Annotated in this window: 7 protein-coding genes; 5 read left to right on the top strand and 2 right to left on the bottom strand. The window is 40.5% G+C overall.

The window, feature by feature from the left end; genetic code table 11:
* From H5202_RS16130 to nadE, 4 genes are all read left to right on the top strand, one after another.
* Positions 1–279, top strand: a 279-nt coding sequence (locus H5202_RS16130) for a tetratricopeptide repeat protein (protein ID WP_182772978.1), incomplete at its 5' end; no start/stop codon positions are given.
* A gap of 136 nt (positions 280–415) precedes the next feature.
* Entirely contained in the window at positions 416–1,060 is a 645-nt protein-coding gene (gene adk, locus H5202_RS16125; protein WP_182772977.1) for an adenylate kinase, read from the top strand.
* 569 nt (positions 1,061–1,629) lie between these two features.
* On the top strand, positions 1,630–2,934 hold the full coding sequence (locus H5202_RS16120) for an inosine/guanosine kinase (RefSeq protein WP_182772976.1): 1,305 nt from the start codon (positions 1,630–1,632) through the stop codon (positions 2,932–2,934).
* 115 nt (positions 2,935–3,049) lie between these two features.
* A complete protein-coding gene (gene nadE / locus H5202_RS16115; RefSeq protein WP_182772975.1) occupies positions 3,050–3,880 on the top strand; it encodes an ammonia-dependent NAD(+) synthetase in 831 nt (276 codons plus the stop codon).
* A gap of 4 nt (positions 3,881–3,884) precedes the next feature.
* Here the strand turns inward: nadE and H5202_RS16110 are convergent, their stop codons facing one another.
* Positions 3,885–4,451 (bottom strand): DUF6942 family protein, encoded by a 567-nt coding sequence (locus H5202_RS16110; RefSeq protein WP_259397349.1) that lies wholly within the window; start codon positions 4,449–4,451, stop codon positions 3,885–3,887.
* A gap of 104 nt (positions 4,452–4,555) precedes the next feature.
* On the opposite strand from H5202_RS16110, the gene H5202_RS16105 reads away from it, so the two are divergent.
* Positions 4,556–6,040: an alpha/beta hydrolase gene (locus tag H5202_RS16105; protein ID WP_182772974.1), complete on the top strand. Its 1,485-nt coding sequence runs from the start codon at positions 4,556–4,558 to the stop codon at positions 6,038–6,040.
* Between the two features lie 18 nt (positions 6,041–6,058).
* Here the strand turns inward: H5202_RS16105 and H5202_RS16100 are convergent.
* Positions 6,059–7,522, bottom strand: a 1,464-nt coding sequence (locus tag H5202_RS16100; RefSeq protein WP_182772973.1) for a sensor domain-containing diguanylate cyclase, incomplete at its 5' end; no start/stop codon positions are given.

The following is a 7,522-nucleotide window of genomic DNA, read 5'->3' as shown; positions in this document are numbered from 1 at the left end:
GCGGAAGATGCGGCTGATACTCCAGAAATTCGTCAACTGCAACAAAATCTCGCAGAGCAGCCAGATAATGTAGACGCTGTTATCATCTTGGCCAAAGCATTAAATGCAGCTCAACGTAATGAAGAAGCCCTTGAATTATTGTTTGTTATTTTACAAAAAGATATGAACGCTGCTGATGGGAAAATCAAACAAGTCTTCATGGAAATCTTAACCGCGATAGGTCAGGGCAATGCGTTAGCCAATCAATATCGCCGTAAATTGTATACCTTGTTGTATTAAACAAATTGAAGCCTTTTTGTTACAAGCCTTATTAGATCTTGGTCTAATGTCATAACAAAAGCGCTATTAAAAGTGTGGCAGATGTGCGAAAATCGCCGCCCTAAAAAGAACACAAACTTAAAAGAGGACTTTTGAGATGCGCATTATTTTATTGGGTGCCCCAGGTGCCGGTAAAGGTACCCAAGCTCAGTTCATTATGGAACAGTATGGTATCCCACAGATCTCAACTGGTGATATGTTACGTGCAGCGGTTAAAGCTGGTACGCCATTAGGTTTAGAAGCTAAGAAAGTAATGGATGCAGGTCAATTAGTTTCGGACGATCTTATCATTGGGTTAGTGAAAGAGCGTATTGCTCAAGAAGATTGCGTTAAAGGCTTCTTACTTGACGGTTTCCCTCGCACAATTCCTCAAGCTGATGCTATGGCTGAAAATGGTATTGAGATCGATCATGTTATCGAAATCGATGTGCCTGATGAAGAAATCGTTAAGCGTATGAGCGGACGTCGTGTTCATTCTGGTTCTGGTCGTGTTTACCACGTGGTGTTCAATCCACCGAAAGTGGAAGGTAAAGACGATGTCACAGGCGAAGATTTATCTATCCGTCCAGATGACGAAGAAAGTACCGTACGCAAACGTTTAAGTATTTACCATGAGCAAACTAAGCCATTAGTAGATTATTATGGCAAAGTTGCTGCAGAAGGTCGTACTCAGTACAACAAGTATGACGGTACTCAATCTGTCGCTAAAGTGAGTGAGCAACTAGCCAGCGTATTAAAATAATCGCTGATTAGCTCCTCTATTAGAAGCCTGCTTTGCAGGCTTTTTTATGTCTGAAGAATGACCAACCGTTCGATGCATTAGCAGTAAGGCTATTCATTGATATTGAATCAATGTTTTATTTATCTTCGTTCGAGATTGAAAACAGTTATCTAATCCTCATACCATCGTTTATCGATTCGCTATTGATGTGCCTTGCTAGCCATTCTATGGCAAGTTTCACAAGCCTAGGAATAAGTTCAATTTAATTAAAATTTCCAATCAAACAGCCCAAACTCAAGTTATTGAATGAAGCGCTATTGATACCAATACGTGGTTGAATAGACAAATATTCTTGAGTTGATTTAGCTAAAGCCCATATATCGCCGTAGCTCAAAAGCTAATAAAATAACACTGATTATCTTAACTAAGCATATTTAGGCCGTGAATATGATAAAAGTGATATAGGATTGATGCTTACCTATGATAAAATCTGCCGCCATTTTCGCGGATGACGACTCATGTAAAATTGAATGAGTGTCAGTGGTAATTAATTTCACACTTGCACGGATGCCAAGCTATGAGAGCCCAATATGAAGTTTCCTGGTCAACGTAAGTCTAAACACTATTTCCCTGTAAACAGTCGTGATCCGTTATTGGCTCAACTTACGCAGCAACCTCAACCTTTTTCTACTTATATTTGCGGTATTGACCAAACCTTAGTTGATATAGAGGCTAAAGTTGAAGACGAGTTACTTGAGCGTTATGGCTTACCTAAAGGCAACTCAACTCTCATAAACGACGAGCAAGCCCATAATTTGTACCATGAACTTAAATCCAATGAATTGATCAGCGACGAATTCGCGGGTGGCACCATTGGTAATACCGTACATAATTATTCAATTTTAGCTGATGACCGCTCAGTGCTTTTTGGGGTCATGAGCCAACATATTATGGTGGGTAGCTACGCCTATCGCTATTTATGTAATACTTCTTCAAAGGTAGACCTCAACTTTTTACAGCCTGTAGATGGTCCTATCGGTCGCTGTTTTACGTTAATTTCCGACTGTGGTGAGCGCACGTTTGCTATAAGTAAAGGCGCAATGGATAAGCTAACACCTGAATATATCGATAAAGAGGTGGTACAGGGTAGTTCGGCGCTAGTGTTAACGGCATACCTGATGCGGGCAAGCGATGGTGATGGTATTACTGATGCTGCAATGACGGCTATTAATTATGCAAAAGAAGCCGATGTACCGGTGGTATTAACCTTAGGAACACGCTTTTTGATCCAAGAAGATCCACAATGGTGGCAAAATTTTATTAATGAACACGTCACGATTTTGGCCATGAATGAAGACGAAGGTGAAGCATTAACCGGCTTTAAAGACCCATTGCTTGCCAGTGAAATGGCGCTTGATTGGTGTGACATGGTGTTAACTACGGCAGGCGCGATTGGGCTTTATACTGCGGGTTATACTGAAGATGCTGAAAAGCGTGAAACCAGCCATACTTTATTACCGGGCGCTATTCCTGAGTTTAATCGTTATGAGTTCTCTCGCCCAAAATTACAAGTCGATTGTGATACTCCTATAAAAGTGTACGCTCACATTGCGCCTTATATGGGTGGACCTGAATTAATTCGTAATACCAATGGTGCTGGTGATGGTGCCTTGTCTGCGCTGCTGCATGATTTATCAGCCAATACGTTCCATAAAACCAATGTGCCGGGTTCGAGTAAACATAAACGAGATGGTTTATGTTATTCGTCATTTTCACAAGTGTGCAAATACGCAAATCGCGTGGCATACGAAGTGTTAGCGCAGCACAGCCCGCGTCTGTCTCGTGGTTTACCTGAGCGGGAAGACAGTTTAGAAGAGTCATATTGGGAACGATAATCTATCGTCGATAAAATAAAACGATAATGAAGCATCATTATCGTTTTTTTTTGTGTAGATTTTTATAGAATAGACATCGAAAGCCAGATTATTAATAAGCAATCAGGAGCGTCACGTGAAAGGACAAATCTTAAGAGAGATGCATGTACTTAAGGCCATTGAGCCTGAGTTTGAAATCCAACGCAGAATTGCTTTTATTAAGGCAAAATTATCAGAGGCTCACAGCAAAACTTTAGTTTTGGGGATCAGTGGAGGTGTTGATTCATCACTTGCTGGACGTTTATGCCAACTGGCAGTGAATAGTCTTAATCAAGAAAAAGCCAGTGATGAGTATCAGTTTATTGCAGTGCGCTTACCTTACCATGTCCAGCAAGATGAAGCCGAAGCTCAGCTAGCCTGTCAGTTTATTCAGCCTTCAAAACAAGTGACCGTGAATGTTCATGATGGTGTTGTTGGTATCCATAATGCAACGCTAAAGGGGCTTACCGCCGCGGGGTTAGCATCAAAAGATGCTGGAAAGACAGACTTTCTCAAGGGTAATGTTAAAGCCAGAATGCGCATGATAGTCCAATATGATATTGCTGGTGCTATGGGTGGCCTTGTCGTGGGCACCGACCATAGTGCGGAAAATATTACCGGTTTCTATACTAAATGGGGTGATGGGGCTTGCGATTTAGCACCATTATTTGGCTTAAATAAACGTCAAGTACGTCAATTAGCAGCACATTTGGGCGCGCCAGAGATATTGGTCAAAAAGGCACCAACGGCGGACTTAGAAGACAATAAGCCTCAACTTGAAGATGAGGTCGCTTTAGGGCTGACCTATGATCAAATTGATGACTTCTTAGAAGGTAAAGAAGTTGCTAAGTCTGTGGAAGATAAACTGGTGAGTATCTATAAACGTACTCAGCACAAACGTGAGCCTATTCCGACGATTTACGATTAATATCTTACACTTTACTTAAGGCGATGTGTTGTCGGGTGAGTTCTATTAGCGCATTAGCATATTGTCGGTAATCTAAATATGGCGTCAGTAACACCGTTTGCTGTTGCTGTATTTTTTGCTTTTCATCTAGTGATGTATACTGCCGTAAATCTGTGAAGCCCATTCGTTGTTGGGCTTCTTTGCCACATAACATATGCCAAGATTCAGGAGAAAATGCAACCTCGTCGCGATGATCAATATTTGGCTTAACAATACGTAATTGACAATGCAAACGTGATGGAGTGCTGATGTGTTTATCGGTCAGGTGATCATGTGGCTCATTAAACAAATTGTCACGGATCTTTTTCCAATAAATCCCTTTACTCGCATTGATATCGTGCTCTAAACAGCAAATCTTCGCCATAATAGTGACAATTTTACGCCAATGATTACCATTCAATGTGACTAGTTGTGTAATTGCATCGGGATGAGTGGCTTGCCAGTGCGCGGGTAACTCTGGAGGCGTAGGTAAATAAAAAATGATATCGGGATTCATCGGTCCCCATATATGGCTAAATAAATCTGATGACATGTTACTTCCAGTATCGTTGATAATCGTGAGTGTTTTGGCGGTTCGGCAGTAAATGTTACGCTATATTATTGTTTGTATTAAGTATCTATTTTTTAGGGTTTATTATGCGCGCCATTGTAATTGGATCGACGAAACATTTTTTATTTACCGCATTTTATGGTGCTTTAGGTATTGGTTTAGCGTTAATTATTACTGCCGTTTGGATGCTTAACGCACGGCCTAATTTATCATTGTGGCACACGACGCACCTTACCTCTGAATACCATCAACAATCAGGTTTAACTGATTTCGGCCAATATTTACAATTAGAAGATAAACTATTTTCTGAAGTAGAACAGCAAGTTTACCGTCAATATCAACCTGAAATAGCATCTCCTATTAACCGTTATGAACGTAATAGCCTGTCTGATCCAGGGTTATGGCAACAAAATTGGAATCGCTCTTTCGAATGGAAAAACCCCCAAGCTGAGTTTGGCCTTTTATTGCTGCACGGCATGTCTGACTCACCCTATGTGATGTCGCATTTTGCACAGCATTATCAGCATCAGGCTTATGTTTTAGGTTTGCGCCTACCAGGACACGGAACCATTCCTTCAGGGTTAACCGACATTACTTGGCCTGATCTCGCAGGAGCAGTGTCACTTGCTGTTGCTCGCTTGTCAGTCCAATTACCAGGTAAGCCCATTTATGTGGTCGGGTTTTCGACAGGAGCTGCGTTAGCATTAAACCATGAACTTGAGAATATCAGCTTAGACAAGCCTACAAGCTTTGCTGGCATGATCATGTTATCACCAGCCATTGGTCTAGCTCCCATTGCAGCGGGCGCTTATTGGCAAGCTAAACTGGGTAAATTACTTGGCCAAGATAAACTGTATTGGAACAGCATTCAAACCGAATATGATCCCTTTAAATATCGATCGTTTGCTGTTAATGCCGGCGATGTGGTATATCAGTTAACACAGCGTAATCAGACTTTATTAGCGTCATTGTCACTACAACAGTTTGATGAAATTCCTGCAATGTTAACGTTTCAGTCAGTTGTCGATGATACGGTATCTTCGCTTGCGGTGGTTGATTTACTATATCAAAAGTTGCCAGTAAACAAAGGCCATCAATTGGTGCTATTTGATGTCAATAGAACTAAGAGTAACAACCAATTACTTTTCCAAGATCCACTGGCGACTTTTGCCCCTTTTTGGCTACCAAAGCAATTACCTTATCGGTTAAGTTTGGTTGAAAATGATCCGCAACACGATAATCATGTTCAGGTTAGGGAGCTTGCTGATAAATCGAAGACCGATGATGTGATAGCGCTAAGTTTGACTTGGCCGAATGATGTATATTCTTTATCTCATGTGGCGCTAAACTTTCCGATTGAAGATAGACTTTATGGACCTCTACCAAGTAATGATCCTGATAAAATCCAAATAGGCAGAGCAATTTATCAAGGTGAGCGAGGCATTTTCAGTGTGACTGCTGATGATATGTTACGTCAGAAATGGAATCCATTTTATCCTTACATGATGACTCGAATTGATGAGTTTACTCAAGGATATCAACCTGAGTCACCATTAGAACTAAACAACTAAACAACTAACAACGAAGCATTAGTCGCTAATGATATTAATAATTGTTCGATTACGTCCCTGTTGCTTTGCCTGATAGAGGTTATCATCAGCGACTTTAATCCACTTATCGAGTTCAGCTTCATAATCAGCATTTGCCGTAATGGCACCAATACTGACTGTCACACTAAATGACTGTTTATCTTCGGGTGATGTTATTTCTAATTGCGACAGTGCTTCTCTAAAGCCATTGAGATGGTGCTCGATATGCAAAGTGTTGGACAAAGGCAGAATAAGTAAAAATTCTTCTCCGCCGTAACGGGCCACAATATCAATGTCACGTTTAAAATATTTCTGTAATAATTGAGACACGTTCCGTAAGCACTCATCTCCAGCTAAATGACCATAGTTGTCATTCACTTTTTTGAAGAAGTCTAAATCAAGCAATACAACCGTAATGGCCTGATCGCTTCGCAAACAAAAATCCACTAACTCACCAAATTTACGTTCAGCATAACGGCGATTATACAAGCCGGTTAACGGATCTCTATCAACCAGTTCTGTGAGCTTTTTGTTGGCCTTCTCTAATTCCGCGGTACGATGAGCAACTGTTTCTTCTAATTCTACTTGATGTGCGATGAGTTGTTGCTTACTGGCGGCTAATCGTTGGTACAGACTGAACACTTCTTTAGGTGAACTATCGTCAATAGCCGATATTTTTGATTGTTCTAGATATGACTGACTGAATTGATTAGCGACAGCTTCTAATGGCACAGTTAACAACGCGCTAAGTTTTTTTGAAATATAGAAGGTACATAACAATGCAATTAACAGCATGATAAAACTACTGAACATTTGTTCTTCAGCGAGTTTTAGTAGCGGCGAAAAATCTTTTAAAATATATACTGTCCAACCATTATCGAGTTCTCGGTGAGCATACATATATTCAGGCACTATTGAGGTGGTATTGTGAATATTGATTAACTCAAGATTGGCACGGTACACACCTTTATTTATTGCAAAATTAAACTGTGACAAAGGTTTCAAGTCAAGTTTTTGGGAAGCATAAATAATTTGATTTTGCTCATCCACCATCACTATAGATTCGTCGTCGGTATATTCATTAACTTGATCAATATATGAAAATTGAGCTAAATCAAGCGATCCTTCTACGATTCCTGCTACTTGTGTGTGTTGCTCGTCGAGATAAAATGGTGCACTCATAGCAATAATAGCGTCATTACCAAAACCACGGCCCAAAAAGGCTGATGATACAAATAGGCGTTGGTTATAGAATGACTCAATAAAATAATCTCGATCGTTAATATTGACGCTTTGTTCAGACATTTTCTGCGTCATGAGTCTTGATATTGGGCTGGCTGACACAATATTAGCTTCTGGATTGGCGATCAACATACTGATAAAACCAGGATAGTTTTGATGTGAACTCGATAAAATGCCTTGCCATCGCTCTGGCTTATCGGCAACTAAATCTAATTGGCTTGC

The sequence above is a fragment of the Shewanella sp. SG41-4 genome (assembly GCF_014164505.1).
GTDB lineage: Bacteria > Pseudomonadota > Gammaproteobacteria > Enterobacterales > Shewanellaceae > Shewanella.
This window is presented reverse-complemented; position numbering and strand designations above follow the sequence as displayed.